This window comes from Brevibacterium sp. UBA7493 (assembly GCF_002479565.1).
In the GTDB taxonomy this organism is placed as follows: domain Bacteria; phylum Actinomycetota; class Actinomycetes; order Actinomycetales; family Brevibacteriaceae; genus Brevibacterium; species Brevibacterium luteolum.
On the sequence record NZ_DLOD01000015.1, the window covers coordinates 308,886 to 325,127 of the forward strand.

At 64.9% G+C, this 16,242-nt stretch carries 15 protein-coding genes; 8 read left to right on the forward strand and 7 right to left on the reverse strand.

What is annotated here, in order from left to right; translation table 11 throughout:
* Window positions 1-273: 273 nt before the first annotated feature.
* The 8 genes from rpmH to B4E96_RS10265 all read left to right on the forward strand — a co-directional run bounded on the left by rpmH (window position 274) and on the right by B4E96_RS10265 (window position 5,887).
* Window positions 274-411, forward strand: coding sequence for a 50S ribosomal protein L34 (rpmH, locus tag B4E96_RS10230; RefSeq protein ID WP_102162510.1), 138 nt, complete (start codon window positions 274-276; stop codon window positions 409-411).
* 88 nt (window positions 412-499) lie between these two features.
* The gene (gene rnpA, locus B4E96_RS10235; protein ID WP_375545422.1) at window positions 500-868 is read left to right on the forward strand and encodes a ribonuclease P protein component; all 369 of its coding nucleotides are present in this window, start codon (window positions 500-502) and stop codon (window positions 866-868) included.
* Window positions 852-1,235 (forward strand): membrane protein insertion efficiency factor YidD, encoded by a 384-nt coding sequence (yidD, locus tag B4E96_RS10240; protein WP_102162508.1) that lies wholly within the window; start codon window positions 852-854, stop codon window positions 1,233-1,235. The genes rnpA and yidD overlap by 17 nt, the downstream gene beginning before the upstream one ends.
* Window positions 1,236-1,317: 82 nt before the next feature.
* Window positions 1,318-2,274 (forward strand): membrane protein insertase YidC, encoded by a 957-nt coding sequence (gene yidC, locus B4E96_RS10245; protein ID WP_102162507.1) that lies wholly within the window; start codon window positions 1,318-1,320, stop codon window positions 2,272-2,274.
* 9 nt (window positions 2,275-2,283) lie between these two features.
* Window positions 2,284-2,877, forward strand: a complete 594-nt coding sequence (locus tag B4E96_RS10250; protein WP_170273821.1) for a protein jag — start codon at window positions 2,284-2,286, stop codon at window positions 2,875-2,877.
* Between the two features lie 12 nt (window positions 2,878-2,889).
* Window positions 2,890-3,558, forward strand: a complete 669-nt coding sequence (gene rsmG, locus B4E96_RS10255) for a 16S rRNA (guanine(527)-N(7))-methyltransferase RsmG (protein WP_259800160.1) — start codon at window positions 2,890-2,892, stop codon at window positions 3,556-3,558.
* A 246-nt stretch (window positions 3,559-3,804) separates the two neighbouring features.
* Complete coding sequence (locus B4E96_RS10260; protein ID WP_102162504.1) at window positions 3,805-4,704, forward strand: ParA family protein; 900 nt, start codon at window positions 3,805-3,807, stop codon at window positions 4,702-4,704.
* On the forward strand, window positions 4,697-5,887 hold the full coding sequence (locus tag B4E96_RS10265) for a ParB/RepB/Spo0J family partition protein (protein WP_286957455.1): 1,191 nt from the start codon (window positions 4,697-4,699) through the stop codon (window positions 5,885-5,887). Before B4E96_RS10260 ends, B4E96_RS10265 begins: the two co-directional genes overlap by 8 nt.
* Before the next feature lie 260 nt (window positions 5,888-6,147).
* Here B4E96_RS10265 and B4E96_RS10270 read toward each other — a convergent pair whose 3' ends face one another.
* The 7 genes from B4E96_RS10270 to B4E96_RS10300 form a co-directional block, all read right to left on the reverse strand.
* Window positions 6,148-7,281, reverse strand: coding sequence for an N-acetylmuramoyl-L-alanine amidase (locus tag B4E96_RS10270; protein WP_259799409.1), 1,134 nt, complete (start codon window positions 7,279-7,281; stop codon window positions 6,148-6,150).
* Window positions 7,282-7,394: 113 nt separating this feature from the next.
* Entirely contained in the window at window positions 7,395-7,715 is a 321-nt protein-coding gene (trxA, locus tag B4E96_RS10275; protein WP_102162501.1) for a thioredoxin, read from the reverse strand.
* A gap of 82 nt (window positions 7,716-7,797) precedes the next feature.
* Window positions 7,798-8,724, reverse strand: a complete 927-nt coding sequence (gene trxB / locus B4E96_RS10280) for a thioredoxin-disulfide reductase (protein ID WP_102162500.1) — start codon at window positions 8,722-8,724, stop codon at window positions 7,798-7,800.
* A 125-nt stretch (window positions 8,725-8,849) separates the two neighbouring features.
* Entirely contained in the window at window positions 8,850-11,249 is a 2,400-nt protein-coding gene (locus B4E96_RS10285; RefSeq protein ID WP_286957456.1) for a virulence factor MviN, read from the reverse strand.
* Between the two features lie 66 nt (window positions 11,250-11,315).
* Window positions 11,316-13,094, reverse strand: coding sequence for a murein biosynthesis integral membrane protein MurJ (murJ, locus tag B4E96_RS10290; RefSeq protein WP_275587849.1), 1,779 nt, complete (start codon window positions 13,092-13,094; stop codon window positions 11,316-11,318).
* A gap of 57 nt (window positions 13,095-13,151) precedes the next feature.
* Complete coding sequence (locus tag B4E96_RS10295) at window positions 13,152-15,704, reverse strand: DUF6049 family protein (protein WP_286957457.1); 2,553 nt, start codon at window positions 15,702-15,704, stop codon at window positions 13,152-13,154.
* Entirely contained in the window at window positions 15,701-16,204 is a 504-nt protein-coding gene (locus B4E96_RS10300; protein WP_259854861.1) for an NUDIX hydrolase, read from the reverse strand. The genes B4E96_RS10295 and B4E96_RS10300 overlap by 4 nt, the downstream gene beginning before the upstream one ends.
* Between the last annotated feature and the right edge of the window lie 38 nt (window positions 16,205-16,242).

A 16,242-nucleotide genomic window follows, 5' to 3' on the forward strand; every position in this document is an offset into this window, starting at 1 on the left:
CTATGTGGATTCAGGTTGACCGCGGTGTGACGCCGGAATGTCCCGTTCATCCCCCGGTGCAACCGAGTTTGACCCTGCCCAGCAGGCGCTCGTAGACTTGAGTGTCCTGTGTTGCGGGCCCACTTGAGTTGTGATTGAGCGAACTTCCCCGTTTGGCCACTCGGCGCAGGAGCGTCACCACCAGCTGCGCTCGCAAGAGCTGAGACCAGCTGCGTGCGAACCGCCCGCATTCCTGCGGCGGCTGAAAGCAACAACAGATAGACGGAGACACTTGTGAGCAAGCACACCTTCCAGCCCAACAACCGTAAGCGCTCGAAGAAGCACGGCTTCCGCCTGCGCATGCGCACCCGCGCCGGCCGCGCCGTTCTGGCTGCCCGCCGCCGCAAGGGACGCAAGGCCCTCTCGGCCTGAGCGCCACAGTCGACGACCCTGCCGCACCCTCACTCCTGCGCATGCGCAGGTACGGGTTCGGGGATCTGAGGACCCTGTGCTCCCTGCGGTGAACCGTATGCGACTGCCCGATGAGTTTCGGTCGGTCTTCCGTGCGGGCACCAAAGCCGGATCCCGTCAGCTGGTCGTCCACTGCCTGCGGACTTCCGACGACGCCCACGCTCCACGCGTGGGTTTCGTCGTTTCCAAGGCAGTGGGCAACGCTGTGGTCCGCAACCGAGTCAAACGCCGGCTGCGGGAGCTCATGCGCCCGCGGCTGCACCATCTCGGGAACGGCACGCTGCTCGTCATCCGTGCGCTGCCGGCCGCGGCCGACGCGGACTTCGCCGCACTCGAGCGTGCCCTGACCAAGGGCATGGACAGGCTCGGACTGACCAGCGAGGAGAAAAGGCGCAGCCGGCATGAAGCACTCAGCTGAGCACACCCGCTCCTCCCTGCCGCTGGCGCCGGCGGGAACCGGCGCCAGGACCCTGCATTGGCTGCGCATCGCCCCGCGGATGCCGTTCGTGTGGTTCATGCGGCTGTACCGGCTGGCGATCTCGCCGCTGTACGGCCAGGTCTGCCGCTACTACCCCAGCTGCTCGAAGTACGCACTCGATGCCTTCGAGGTCAAGGGAGCCGTGCGCGGCACAGTCATGACGATCTGGCGGCTGCTGCGCTGCAACCCCTTCTCCCCCGGCGGAATCGACTACGTCTCCGGCTCTGTTCTGGAGCAGCAGTCGGAGCTTCTGAATAAGGGAACAGCGGCCGGCCGGGAACGGCACCGCAGCCGATCAGGCGATTGATGGTCGGCGCCACAATAGTGGCACAATATACGAGATATAGAACCAGCAGACCGTGCATCGGCCGCGGTCGAGGAGAGAATGAATGAACTGGATTGACAGTGTTCTATGGCCACTGAAGTGGGTCATAGCCTGGATTCTGACAATCTTCCACCAGATCTTCGAGATGCTCGGCATGCCCTCGGACAGCGGGTGGACCTGGGTGCTGTCGATTGCATGCATGACGATGGTCGTGCGGGCGGTCCTCATTCCTCTCTTCGTCTACCAGATCAAGTCGCAGCGCAAGATGCAGCTGCTGCAGCCGGATGTGCAGCGCCTGCAGGCGAAGTACAAGGGCAAGAAGGATCAGTTCTCCCGCCAGGCCATGGCCGAAGAGCAGATGGCCCTGTTCAAGAAGCACGGCACCAATCCGTGGGCTTCGTGCCTGCCGCTGCTGGCACAGCTGCCGATCTTCTTCTCGCTGTACCGCGTCATCTTCAACATGCCGATGGTTGCCCGCGGTGAGACCGACCCCATCGGCGGTCTCACGCAGTCACTGGCCCAGGAGGCCGAGCGCGCCACCATCTTCGGTGTGCAGCTGTCCGAGACCTTCCTCACCGGTGACATCTCAGTCAAGATCCTCACTGCGATCCTCATCATCATCATGGGCGCGACCCAATTCATCACCCAGAAGCAGATGATGAGCAAGAACATGTCGGAAGCTGCCATGAACAACCCGTTCATGCAGCAGCAGAAGATGCTGCTCTACATCATGCCCGTGGTCTTCGCCGTCGGCGGTGTGTACTTCCCGCTCGGTGTGCTCATCTACTGGCTCGTGTCGAACTCCTGGACGATGGTTCAGCAGTTCATCGTCATCCGCAACATGCCTGCTCCCGGCTCGCGCGCCGAAAAGGAGCTCATGGAGCGCCGCGCCCGCAAGGGCAAGTCTCCGCTGCCGGGCTCAAAGCCGATCAGCGAGGAACCCCAGAACCCCCAGCCTGCCTCAGGCCAGCGCAAGCAGCCGGTCGGCAAGGCACGCCAGAAGAAGAAGAGGAAGAGGTAGAGCCGACGCATGTCCGAAGACTCGATGGTCAACACCGCCGACGAACTCAGCACGACGGACACAGACCAGTCCGTTGACACCGCCAACGGTGGCGACAACGCCGACGGGCAGGTCGAAGAGACCAAGCCGACCCGCGCGGAGCTGCTCGAAGAAGAGGGCGAGATCGCGGCCGACTACCTTGAAGAGCTGCTCGATATCGCCGATATCGACGGGGACATCGACATCGATGTCGCCGACAGCCGTGCAGAGGTCGCCATCGTCTGCGACGAGGGCGACAGCAACCTGTCGACTCTGGTCGGCAAGCAGGGTCGTACGCTCTCGGCGCTGCAGGAGCTCACCCGCTTAGCAGTGCAGACGGCGACGGGACAGCGTTCCTGGCTGATGCTCGATATCGACGGCTACCGCGACCAGCGGAAGGAAGACGTCCGCGAGATCGCTCGCAAGGGCATCGAGAAGGTCAAGCAGTCCGGTGACTCGTTCGAGTGCCAGCCGATGAACTCCTTCGAACGCAAGGTCGTGCACGACGAAGTCGCCAAGGCCGGACTGTACTCCGAATCCGCCGGCGAAGGCGATCGTCGTCGTGTGGTCATCCAGACAGCCTGAGTTGGCACGCTGATGGACAGCACCCACTCCCCCGCCGGCGAAGCGCCGGAACTCGAGAACATCGAGTCCGAACCCCAGGCAGCTGCCGAGATCTTCGGTGACCGCATTGAGCTCGCACGCCGCTTCGCCGGCCACCTGGCGACCACCGGAGTCGAGTGGGGTCTTCTCGGTCCTCGCGAGCTCCCTCGTCTGTGGAGCCGCCATATCCTCAACTGCGCCGTCATGGCCAAACTCCTCGACGACAGCGACGTGGTCGGCGATATCGGCTCCGGCGCCGGCCTGCCCGGCATTGCCCTGGCTATCGCGCGACCCAACACTCGTTTCGTGCTCGTGGAGGCGATGGAGCGGCGCGTGGAATGGCTGCAGATGGTCGTCGACGACTTGGACCTCGACAACGTCAGGATCGTCCGTTCCCGAGTCGAAGAGCTCGTTGACGAGGAGATCTTCACCGTCGCTACGGCACGTGCCGTGAAATCACTGCCGGTGCTCATCGAATGGTGCACCCCAGTCCTCGGCCCGGATGGCCGTCTGCTCGCGATCAAGGGCCAGTCCTACGAAGCCGAGATCAAGAAGGCCGCTAAGCACATCAAGCGCTATCGATTGTCCCAGCCGAAGGTTCACACCCTCGGGACAGAGTTGCTCGAGGTGCCTACTACGGTACTTGAACTGCGGCGCCGATGAACCGCTCGTTCTAATAGCGTTCGAATAGGTGGTGCTCTTCGGTCCGCGGGTGGAGCCGAAGGGCAGTCGTGTTTCACGTGAAACATCGAATTCCAGTTGCTCCGGTGGACGATCGGCGCTTCGCCTAGAGTCGTTCGTTTTGACGCCTGAAGTCGCGTGATTCTTGTCTGCTGATGTCCTTGTGCTTGGGTAGACTTAGAGACGGTTTGCGAGCCAGTCGGCTCTTGTTGATGAACGGAGTTCTGTATGCCCATCATGGATGAGTCGACTCCGTTGGGTGCTCAGATCGCGCGGGACCACCGTCGCGCAGAGCGCCTCGCGGCGACGACATTTCCACCCCCCGATTCGACACGGATCTTCACCGTCGCCAACCAGAAGGGCGGGGTGGGCAAGACAACCACGGCGGTGAATATCGCTGCAGCACTCGCTGCTCAGGGCCTGAAGGTTCTCGTCATCGACATTGATCCCCAGGGCAATGCGAGTACAGCTCTCGGCATTGAGCATTCGACAGAGGTCAACAGTATCTACGACGTCCTGATCGAGGATCTGCCCGTCTCGGAAGCCGTGGCGCAATGTTCCGACATCGAAACTCTCACGTGCGTGCCGGCGACCATCGATCTGGCCGGGGCCGAGATTGAACTCGTCTCTCTTGTTGCGCGCGAGCAGCGTCTCGCCCGAGCGCTTCGGGCGTATCTTAAGGAGCGCGAAGATGCGGGAGATCGGGTCGACTACGTCATCATTGACTGTCCCCCATCGTTGGGCTTGCTGACGGTCAACGCGTTTGTTGCGGCAAATGAGGTGCTCATTCCAATTCAGTGCGAATACTATGCTCTTGAGGGCTTGAGCCAGCTGTTGAAGAATATTCAGCTGATCCAGAAGCATCTGAATCCAGCTCTGGAGATCTCGACGATTCTGCTCACCATGTTTGATGGGCGCACCAATCTCAGCCGTCAGGTTGCTGATGATGTACGGGCGCACTTCCCGAACCAAGTACTTGAGGTGACTATCCCCCGATCTGTCCGAATCTCCGAGGCTCCGAGTTACGGACAAACTGTCATTACCTATGAACCTTCATCGTCCGGCGCTCTGTCCTATCGGGAAGCAGCCGAAGAAATTGCACATCGAGGAGTAACAGATCATGGCTGAGCGTAAACGAGGATTGGGTCGGGGTCTGGGAGCCCTCATCCCGGATGTTGTGACTGATGAGCGTCCGGTAGACGTTTTCTTCGGGCAGCAAGGCGAACAAGAAACCGATGTTTCACGTGAAACACCGCGTTCGAAGGATCCGGCTGAAGGCATGCGGAAGGCGCGGGCTGCGAAGCGGACCTCTGCGAAGCCGGCGAAGAAGGGCTCCTCCCCCGCGGTAAAGAACTCTGCGCCCACAGCTGCGAAGAAGACCCAGCGGGCCGATTCGAAAGGGGCACCGACGAAGAAGTCAACGGTCATTCCAAGTGAGTCCGGAACGGATTCGGTCACCCTCGGCACGTCGGATGTTTCACGTGAAACGGTCCTGCAGGAAGTCCCCGGCACAGCTTTCGGTCTGATCCCCCTGGAGCAGATCAGCCCTAACCCACGGCAGCCGCGCCAGGTATTTGATGAAGACGCCCTTGATGAGCTGGTGCATTCGATCCGTGAAGTCGGTGTGCTTCAGCCTGTCGTGGTGCGCCTTGTCGATGAAAAGAAGCCTTCCTACGAGCTCATCATGGGTGAACGGCGTTTCCGGGCGTCAGAGCTTGCTGGAACCACAACAATTCCGGCGATCATCAGAGCAGTCGAAGACACCGAGCTGCTTCGTGACGCACTTCTCGAGAACCTGCACCGTTCTGACCTCAACCCACTCGAAGAAGCCGCGGCCTATGAGCAGCTGCTGAGCGACTTCCAGTGTACTCAGGAGGAGCTGTCTGAACGGATCGGTCGGTCGCGTCCGCAGATCTCGAATACGCTGCGCCTGTTGCGGTTGCCGCCGCTGGTCCAGAGGAGGGTCGCCGCCGGAGTCATCTCGCAGGGACACGCACGTGCGATCCTCGGAGTCGAGGATCCGGCGAATATCGAAGTTCTGGCTCAGCGCATTGTGGCTGAAGGCCTCTCGGTACGGGCAACTGAAGAAGCTGTCGTGTTGCTGAACCGTGGCGAGAAGCCACGCGTTTCACGTGAAACGAAGCAGCTTTCGCCGGAACTGGCGCAGATCGCAGACCGTGTGGGGGATAAGCTCGATACTCGTGTGAACATCGTCATGGGCAAGCGCAAAGGCAAAATCAGCGTGGAGTTTGCGAATCAAGACGATTTGAAGCGAATCCTCACTGCTCTTGGCATCGAATACGAGGCCTAACACAATACAGCTAGATACACGAAGGGCCCCGGCACATGCCGGGGCCCTTCCGTTTCACGTGAAACATCTTTCGGCTGTCGGCCGCATAGAACGCTGACGAGAACGAGCCGTTTGTATTCCGCTCGACGATGGCAGCGAGGCTAGGGTCATCACGAGCTACATCCACCAGGGATGGGCTTGCACTAACTGCGCGGTCGGTGCATCAGTTCATCGAAGCAACAATGATGGCAGCTCTGATGGGTGTTTCACGTGAAACGAGATCAGTTCGTGATCGACTGGATGTTTAATGCCCCCGTCTCGGGATCGGAATCCCGAGCGAGGTAAAGGCGCTGGAGCGCCGCGGCGATGCCATCTGCAATCCGATCCCGGGTGAGGTCGTCAGCGAGCATTTCGCGATCGCGTTCATGGCTGACGTACCCGGCGACAACGTGGACCTTCGGGCTGCGTACTGCTGCCAGGCTCTGCCAGGTCCGGGCGTGAGTTCGGCAGTCGAGGAAGTCGGTGCGGGCGTTGACTTCCTTCTGAACAAGTTCAGCGAGCCGTTTCCCGACGGGGGAGTAGACCTCGTTGTCATCGGCGCGACCGAAGTAGAAGGTTGCAACTCCATTCGGTGAATCCGATAGTGAGGAGTCTTGTGTGATCGTCACGACTGCGGAGGCTTCGAGCTCGTCTGCAAGTGTCTGATGTGCCTCGGGGGAGCTGACGAGAACGGTCGCCGCTCCGAGGGCGCTCAGTCGCCCGTCGAGCCGGCGGGCGATGTCGATCGAGTACTCTTCTTCGAGTCGTCGCTGCTCGGAGGTATAGGGCGTGGCCTTGAAATCTCGTGCGGACGTTGCAGCTTCGATGACGATGACACGTCCTGCAAGCGAAGGACCCGAGGATGTGACGCGAGCGTGCTCTCTCAGCGCGTAGAGGTTCCCGGTACTGTGATTCCGGTTGATCGAGTCAAGTCCAGAGATGGTGTTCGGACCGACAACGCCGTCGGTGCGCAGACCCAGTCCGCTCTGGATCTCCCGGACGGCGGCATCAGTGCCCTCCGCAAAGACACTGTCGATGCGATCGGTGTAGACCCCGAGCTTCGACAAGCGCTTTTGAAGGGTACCGACGTCGTCTCCGACGAGTGGCCGGACAGGGTCGAAGCGCAGCACGCGATCGCCGAAGCGGTAGCGTGCGAGTTCGATCTGCTCGAATGTCTCCGGGCCTAAGATCCCGTCCGTCGTGATGCCGCGACTCTGCTGGAAAGCGAGAATCGCTAATTCGAACGTGCGATCGAATTCGGGCGACGCCACATCGCCGACCTTGATTCCCAGGCGATCCAGCTGTGCCTTAGTGGCCAGCAAGACTGTGCTGGAGTCGCCCCGTGTGAGCGTGGGGTAGGCAGATGGTGAGGTCATATCGTCTCGCTGGGCTAGGAGTCGGGATTGACTGAGTTGTCGCTGGTAGGCCTAACGGCCACTGGCGCCTGTTGATACTACAACAGGCGCCAGTGTGTTAGCTGATAGGAGAATCAGCCGAGGAATTCCTCGAGCTGCTGCATCAGCATGGGCTTCGGCTGGGCACCGATGATCGTCTTGGCGACCTGGCCGTCCTTGAAGACGTACAGTGCCGGGATCGAGGTGATGCCGTAGGTCGAGGCGGTCTGCATATTTTCGTCGGTGTTGACCTTGACGACCTTGAGCTTGTCGGCGTTTTCCTCACCGATCTCGTCGACGATGGGGGAGACCATGCGGCACGGTCCGCACCACGGCGCCCAGAAGTCGACGAGGACGGGCTTGTCTGCCTGGAGGACCTCGGCCTCAAAGTTTGCGTCAGTGACATCTGCAGTCATTGCTGCTCCTTACGTGATTGGCCGGCCGGCCGGCCGGGGTTGAACGACTTGGTTGGACAGGCTGGGTCGTCGAGTGACAACGTCAGCGGTTGGACAGGTAGTGTTCGGCGTCGATGGCAGCCGAACATCCGGATCCGGCTGCGGTGATCGCCTGGCGATAGACCGGGTCAATGAGGTCGCCGGCTGCGAAGACTCCTTCGACGTTCGTCAGCGAAGCGCGTCCGTCGACCTTGAGGTAGCCGTCGGGGCGCAGTTCGAGCTGATCGGCGAAGAGCTCGGTGCGCGGATCCGATCCGATGGCGATGAACAGGCCGGTGACATCAAGCGGCGACTCTTCACCGGTGACGATGTTGCGGACAGTCACTCCGGTCAGTGCGTCATCTCCATGGATCTCGGAGATCTCCGAATCGAGGATGAACTCGATCTTCGGATCGGCTTTCGCACGGTCCTGCATCGCCTGCGAAGCGCGCAGCTCCTGACGGCGGTGGATGACGGAGACCTTGGATGCGAACTTCGTCAGGAAGGTCGCCTCCTCCATAGCTGAATCTCCGCCGCCGACGACGGCGATGTGCTTGTCCTTAAAGAAGAAGCCGTCACAGGTGGCGCACCAGCTGACACCGTGGCCGGAGAGCTTGTCCTCGTTGGGCAGGCCCAGCTTTCGGTAGGCCGAGCCGGTGGCGAGGATGACCGCCTCGGCGGTGTAGCTCTCGCCGAGAGCCGTGGTGATCTTGTGAGCTCCCGGCTGCAGGACGAGTTCCTGTACGTCGTCGTAGATGACGGTCGCGCCGAAGCGCTCTGCCTGCTGGCGCATGTTCTCCATGAGCTCAGGGCCCTGGATCCCGGCAGGAAATCCGGGGAAGTTCTCAACATCTGTCGTATTCATCAGCTCGCCGCCGGCTGTGACGGAACCGGCGATGACGATCGGTTCCAGGCTGGCACGAGCTGCATACACGGCAGCGGTGTAGCCGGCTGGACCCGATCCGACGATGACGAGTCGCTGAGCTGTCATAAAGCCTCCTCTTGGGGATGTTTCCGTTAACCCGAACACTGGGGTTCGGCAGGTTTATTCCACCCTATGTCCCCGGAGGACACTGGGCAGTTCACGCGGATATCCGATACAGAGGAGCTGCAGACTCAGGACAGTCCGACGTGGCTGACGTACGCGCGGTATCCACCGTCGGCAGAGCCGAGCTCGGTGAACCAGATGATGACGACAGATCCCTCGGCGCCGTCATCGAGGTCGACGGTGGTCTTTCCGTCCTCCGTCGTTCCCTTGCCGACAACCGTGGCGTCCTCCGGGTCATCGGAGTCGCCGATCCGGACCTCGAAGTCGCTTCCCTCGTGATCGGAGGTCAGCTCAACCTCGGAGACGGTGGCTGACTCTTCGAGCTCGAGTGCCAGGCCGACACCCGATTTGAGGTTGCCGAACTTCGAGGAATTGTAGCGGTCGGTCCGCCACGCCGAATCATCGTCATCGAGGACATTCGATGCCGCATCGTCGTTCTCGGTCTCGTCGCCTTCAGGATCAAGGGCGGACACATCGGCGATCACCGGCTTCGGGCCCTGCGGCTCCTCTTCGGTCGGAGGCTGCTCCTCAGTCGGTTCGGTCTCGGCCGTCGGCTCCTCAGCGGTGGGCTCATCATCGCCCTGCGTGCCGACGATGATCCCGACGATGAGCGCGCCGACGACCAGCAGTGCCAGGACGCCGATAAGAATCGGGACCAGGGGCCGAGACGGCTTGTCGGCAGACGCATCATCCTCAGCCGGTGGGCGGGATCCCTTGCCACCGGAGCCACCAGCCGCAGCAGCGGGCGCGGCTGCGGCAGCGGAAGTGGCAGCACCACCCGTGGCATTCGGCTTCCGGCCGGGGCCACTCTTCGGCTTGCTCTCGCTGCCAGCAGCAGCGGGAGCAGGATTCGCGGGCTGCTGGTCGCTCTCGCGTTCGGTGGCATCGGACTGTGCGGTGTCGTCTGCGAGATCGGCGCCCAGGCCGGCGGCAGGCGCTGCAGCGGACTTCCGGCGCGACTGCTCCTGGGCGCGTGCCCGCTCCTCAGCTTCCTGCTGCAGGCGGCGCTCGCGCTCGTACTCGGCGCGCTGGCGTTCGAGCTCTTCCTCGCGGGTGGTGAACATGCCGCCGAGGAACCAGGAACCATCGTCCTCGTCCTCGTCGGCTTCAGGGTCCTCAACGGCTTCCTGGTCGATGCTGATGACCTGCGTATCGTCGGCGCTGAGCTCCTCGTCGCTGGTGAACATGCGCGAACGATCGGCGATGCGCTGGGTTTCGTTCGCGTCGGCCTCGGCATCGGCGTACTGCTCATAGGAGGCGAAAGTGTCCTCGGGCTGCCACTCATCGGTTTCAGCCGAGGCGAGCTGTTCGCAGGAGATCGGGAAGACGGCCGCCTGCCGCATCTGCATCCGGTCGTCATACGGGGTCTCGCTGTCAGCCAACCGGCCGGCTGCCAGGCCCGAGGCGCCGGGCCGGGTGAGGCCGATGCGAGTGAGCGCGGCCCGCAGCTGGGCGGGTGTCGCCCGCTTCTCCGGTGCTGGGGCACCTGCCGCTGCAGGCGGCGTGGCCGGCCGTGGTGGGGTGAGAGCAGCCGCTCCCGAGGCGGTGGCCGGGTCGGCCTTGGTCGTCGGGCGGGCCGAGGACGCGCCGGTGGCCGCCTCGGTGCCGGAGAACTTCTCGTCCTCGGTGCGGCGCAGCTCATCGCCGTCCGGGCGCGGGCTGCCCGTCGAGAGCTGGCGCAGCTGGTGGACGTCCCATTCGTCGAGGAAGCGCACCACCTCGCTGGCTGAGCGCGGGCCGGGCTCGATCTTCATGACGACGCCGGAGACGAACTCCTCCAGGTCACTCGGCACCCCGTCGACGAGCTCGGAGACGCGCACAAAGCGGTTGTTGCGCCGCTGGGCCACCGGCAGGCCGGCGCGCGGCTCATCGCTGGGCCAGTGACCGGTGAGCGCGGCGTAGAAGATGTTCATGAGCGCCAGCGCGTCCTCGCGCTTCTTCGCTGCTGTCGGCATCGCCTCAAGATCGAGGCCGTAGGCGGTGTGGGCGACAGCGGCGTCGATGGCGACTCCGGTGACGGTGGCGTCGAAGTTGTCCTTCAGCCCCACGCACTCGGGGCCGAGGCACAGGTGGTACAGGCCGCGGGAGCTGGCGTGGGCCAGTGCGGTGGCGAGCTCGCCGACGAAGGCGCGTGCCGCCTCGGGAGCCAGCGGGCCGTTGCGCAGGATGGCCGGCAGGGGAGTGGCGAAGGAGCGTTCGAAGACGACGAAGTCGAGTCCGTCAGCGCGTCCGACGTCAAGGACGGTGGGGATCCGCGGATCGGTCAGCAGCGCTGAGCGGCGGGCGGCATCGAGCAGGTCGCCGGAGGTCTCCGAGGGCGCGACGTAGAGGGTGACGGCCATGTCGAGGATGGCGTCGAGGGCGATGCAGACGGTGCCGCTGTCGGGGTGGTCGGCGAACCAGGGGCGGACGATGTCGGAGACCACATAGCGCTCGGCGACAACCGTTCCGCGTTCGATGCCGATCACCAGACCCCCTTGTGAATGCGCTGCACAGGTGAGCTGTGCAGGGCGAATAGTCCTTCGCTTCTCAGTCTAGCGCTTCAATTTCCGCCGGACAGTCTCGGCAAGGCTGCGCAGCTCGCTCACACGGAGGATCCAGCAGACGACCAGATAGACCGCAAGCATGACCGGCCCGACCCACGCGATCGTGATGAACGCGGTCGTCCGGGTGTCCCAGGCATCGGTGCCGATCGCGCGGACGATGAACACGCCGACGATGCCGGCCAGCGCACCGGCGATGACGAACTTCAGGTGGGCCAGCAGGATCCGCTTGGTCCCGAGGTGGTGCAGGCGGCGGCGCAGCAGCCAGGCGCTGATGAGGCAGGCGAGACCGTAGCCCAGGCTCATCGACAGGCCGATGCCGGCGACGATGTAGTGCTTGGGCAGCAGCAGGCCAGACGCGATGACCCCGGCGGAGGTGAGGGCGACCTGCGGGACCTGCACCCAGAACGGGGTGCGGGCGTCCTCATAGGCGTAGAACACCCGCTGTAACAGGTAGTTGGCCGAGAACGGGACGAGTCCGAGGATCATGGCGGCGATGACGACGCTGAGCGAGACGGCCTGCTCGACCGAGCCGCGGGCGAGGACCATCGCTGTCTGGGCGCCGAGTGTCATGAAGGCGACGGTGGCGAAGACGTTGACGAAGCCGACGAGCCGGACGCCGAGGCCGAAGGAGGCGCGCACCGCCTCGGTGTCGCGGTCGGCAGCCGAGGTGCTCATCGAGGTGAACAGTGCGGTCGCCAGCGACACCGCGATGAGCGAATGGGGGAGCATGAAGATGAGGTAGCTGTACGTGTAGGCGGCGTTCGATGGGCTCGGGCCGCTGTCGGCGGTCGCTGAGGCCAGAGAGGCGACCTGCGAGATGACGATGAAGCCGAGCTGGCCGATGAGCACCGCACCGAAGGTCCAGGAGGCGACCTTGCCGGCGGTGCCGAGGCCGACACCGCGGAACCCGAAGGTCGGGGTGAAGCGGAAGCCGATGCGACGCAGCGGCCAGATCAGCACGAGCGCCTGGCAGACGACGCCCAGGGTGGCGGATCCGGCGAGCACGGCGATCTTGGTGACGTCCCAGGTGTCGATCGCGTGCTCACCGTACTCACCGGTGCCGAAGAGGGCGATGAAGATGCCGAGCCCGGCGACGGAGACGAGGTTGTTGATGACCGGCGCCCACATGTACGGCCCGAACGACGAGTGGGCGTTGAGGACTTGCCCGAGCATCGTGTACAGGCCGTAGAAGAAGATCTGCGGCAGGCACCAGAACGCGAACGCCACCGCCAGGGCGGTCTGCTCGCTGCTCCAGGTCGACGAGGAGTACACGCGCACGAGCAGGGGAGCGGCGGCCGTGGCGAGCACGGTGACGCCGAACAGGATGAGGATCGCCAGAGTCAGCAGCCGGTTGGTGAAGTCCCTCCCGCCGTCGGGCCGCCGGGTGGCGCGCACGATCTGGGGGACGAGGACCGCATTGAGGATGCCGCCGGCGAGCAGCATGTACAGGTTGTTCGGCACCTTGTTCGCCACGTCGAAGGCGTCAGCGACCCCGCCGTAGGTGACGCCGATCGCCAAGGCGAGCATGCCGGCTTTGACGAATCCGAGCACCCGCGACACGAGAGTGCCGGCGGTCATGATCGCTGAGGACTTCGCCAGCGAGCTCAGCTTCGCACCCCCGCCCGGCGCCTCGGCGGTGGCTTCGGCTTCCGGGTGCCCGGCCGTCTCCGGAGTCACAGCGCCGGCTGCGGTGCTGCCGGCACCGCCGGCCGCGTGCGCGTCAGCGGCGCGGTCCGGTGCGGTCTCGGAGGGGTCGGTGGAGGACAATGCGGCTCCTTGCCGGTCTCAGGGGCGTTGGCGCGTTGGTCGCGCGCGGGGATCGAATCAGCCCGGGTCGTTCTCGTGCGCTCGCGCGACGGCGGCGTCCAGCTGGCTCTTGGGAATCTTACGCCGTCCGCGGGAGACAGACGAATACAGGCCGATGAGCAGCACGATGACGAGACCGGCCCCGATCACCGCAGCCCCGATGTTCTCCCAGTCGGTGCGCACGCGCACCGTCAGCGAGGTCGTCTCCGGCAGCACGAAATGCCCGGCAGCCGCCGCCGGGCCCGGACCGGTTTCCGTCGTGGCTGTGGAATCGCTGTCGCCGGGCGGGGTGGCGGCGACGAGTTCGATGCGGGTCTGCACATCGGCATTGGCCAATCCTTCGACCGGGACCTCGACGCGGGCCTGCTCACCGGGGCTGACGACGACCGGTTCGGACACCTGCGTGCGCAGCTGCGGGGTCGCCGGCACCACCCGGACCATGACATGGGCGGACTCGGCGGTCGTATTGTCGATGCGCACCGGGATCGTCGTCTTCTCACCGGTCACCAGCAGCACAGCCGAGCCCTCCTCGGGCTTCACCCCGCCGGTGAGTGAGCTGACCTCATCGGCGGCCGCGTCGACACAGGAGGAGAAGCCGCCGTCATTGGCCGTCTCACCCCAGGCCGTCGACGTGCACGTCAGGGTGGCCCGGCTCAGGCGGGTGGCCACCGCCTCGGGATCGGCGAAGGCGGTCGACGCCTCAGCGCCGGTGGAGTGCACCTCGCCGAGGCGGTTCAGACCGGCGGCCCGATCCCCGGCCTCGCGGGTGGGTTCGGTCAGCGGGGCGCGCTGGACCGGTTCGGATTCGCTCAGGTCCGCCAGGCTCTGCAGGTCGATCCACGGTGCTGCCGCGGTCTGCCTGATCGCCTCGGCCCAGTGCGGGTCGGCGGCCCGGCGGGGGAGGGTGATGAGCAGGCTGCGCGGGTCGAACGGCCGCTCGGTGGTGATCGCCGAGCTTTCGGCGATGAGCTCGCTGAGCCCGAGCACGCGTGTGTCGTCATGGCCGGCGAGTTCGGCGGCCTCCGACAGGCCGGTGTCGACGGCCAGGGAGTTGAGGCCGTGCTGATCCTCACCGACCGGCAGGGTGGAGGGGGCTGAGGAGGTGTAGCTGCGCACGCTCGGCTGCTGGATGTCGGAGACGAGCATCGTCTTCGCCCCAGCCTGTGCGGCGCGTTCGGCGAAGTCGGGGGTGAGGCTGCCGGAAGCCGGCCAGGTGATGTCGGTGCGGGCTTCGGGCAGTGTGGCCCGCAGGTCATCGGCGGCGGCTTCGGCCGCGCGTGCGAGTTCCGGCTCTTCGGCGGCGGCCAGCGCGGTGAGGTCGGCATCAGCGTAGGGCAGGGCGATGACGGTGCGCTGTTCGGCGGCGGCGATGAAGGAGGTGTACCACTCATTCAGCTGCGGGTAGCGATCGGCCTGCGGGCTCGGCGCTGGCGCGGTCTGCTCACCGCTGGTGTCTTCACCGGGGGCAGTGGTCTCCTCGCCGTCGTCACCCTCTGGGGCCTCGGTGGCATCAGCGGGCGTCTCGTCCGCCGGTGCTGCGCCCGGTTCGTCCGGATCCGCGCCCTTTTCAGTACTCTCCTCAGTGCCCTCCTCGGTGCCGTCGTCAGCGGGATCGCCGGCTCCATCGTCTGGGCCGGCCTCTGGGCGGTCGACGCCGAGCACGTCCTCGATGCTGCCGATGAGCCGCGGGTCGATGGCGAGGGCCACCTCGTCAGCGGCAGTGACGGCGGCCAATGCCGAGGTGAGCTGCCCCTCGGGACCGGCGGCCTGCTCGAGCGTGTCGGCTGCGACCTGCCCGCTGGGGTCGAAGCCCGGCAGCGTGACCGGCACGAGGAACGTCACCTTGCTCGGCAGCAGCTGCGGATCGGGATACCAGGTGGTGAAGGCGGTGCGGGTCAGTGACAGCGACGGCTGCGCGCTGGCTGCTGCTGCTTCGCTGCTGAGCTTGACGGCCAGCCCGTAGGCCCCCCACGAGGTCAGCGGCTGGCTGCGCGGCAGCCCGAGCGTCTCGGCATCGGCGGTGAGGGTGAACGCCGCCTCGCTCTTGGGCGCGACTGACTCCGGCAGCGTCTCGATGTCCATCCTCGGGGCGTTGTCGGCGTCCTCGGCGCCACCGGCGGTGTCCTGCTGGGCAGCCGCGGAGGCGGTGTCGCCGAGCTGCCGGTAGCGCGCCGGCTGGTCCTTCCACTCGTTGATCGCATCGCGGGAGTCGAGCACCCGACGGCTGATGCGGAAGTCCACGCGCGGCTCGGGGATCTCCACGGCACTGGAGTTGATGATCCGGCCCTTGATCGTCAGCGTGCCCTCGGCTGTGACAACCGGGCTGATCTCGTCGAAGGCCAGCTCCACTCCGGCTGCGGCGGTGTCGCTGGCTCCGGGCGACCCCGCAGTCTCCTCGTCCGTACCGTCTCCGGGTGCTGCCGGGACGGGGGAGGGGAAGCTCGGCTGGGTGCCGGCGGCCGTCGCCGAGGCGGTGGGCACTCCGGTGCCCAGCAGCACCGCGATGAGGGTGCAGACAGCAGCCAGCGCCGCACAGCGGCGCGGGTGGGGCAGGTGGCGGGCGGAGATCACGTCGACTGGATGACGGAGTGGTAGTACGGCAGCACGGAGCGGGCAGCGGCGACGATGCGCCGCTCATTGGCGAAGGACAGGTGCTCCGGCAGCGCATCAAGCGGGATCCAGGCGGCGTCGACGGCCTCCTGGTCCGGGTCGTTCACGACGGTGAGGTAGCCGCCGGTGGCGCGCAGCAGGAAATGGTGGACGAGCTTGTGGATGCGGTAGCCGCCGACGGAGAACCAGTAGTCGACGCTGCCGAGGGTGGTGACGACATCGCCGTGCACGCCGGTCTCCTCAGCGACCTCGCGACGGGCCGCCTGGGCGGGTGTCTCGCCGAGCTCCAGGTGACCCTTCGGCAGACACCATTCGAGCCTGCCGGCCCGGTTGATGCGTGCGATGATCGCCACCTCGAAGGTGGGCGAATCGAAGTCGACCATGACGCCGCCCGCGGAGACCTCCTCCACGGTGTTCGAACGCGCCGGCATGACCCCCGGCTTCGGCAATGGTCGAGGCATACCTTCTACTGTATATCCGCAACCTGACGATAACCTTA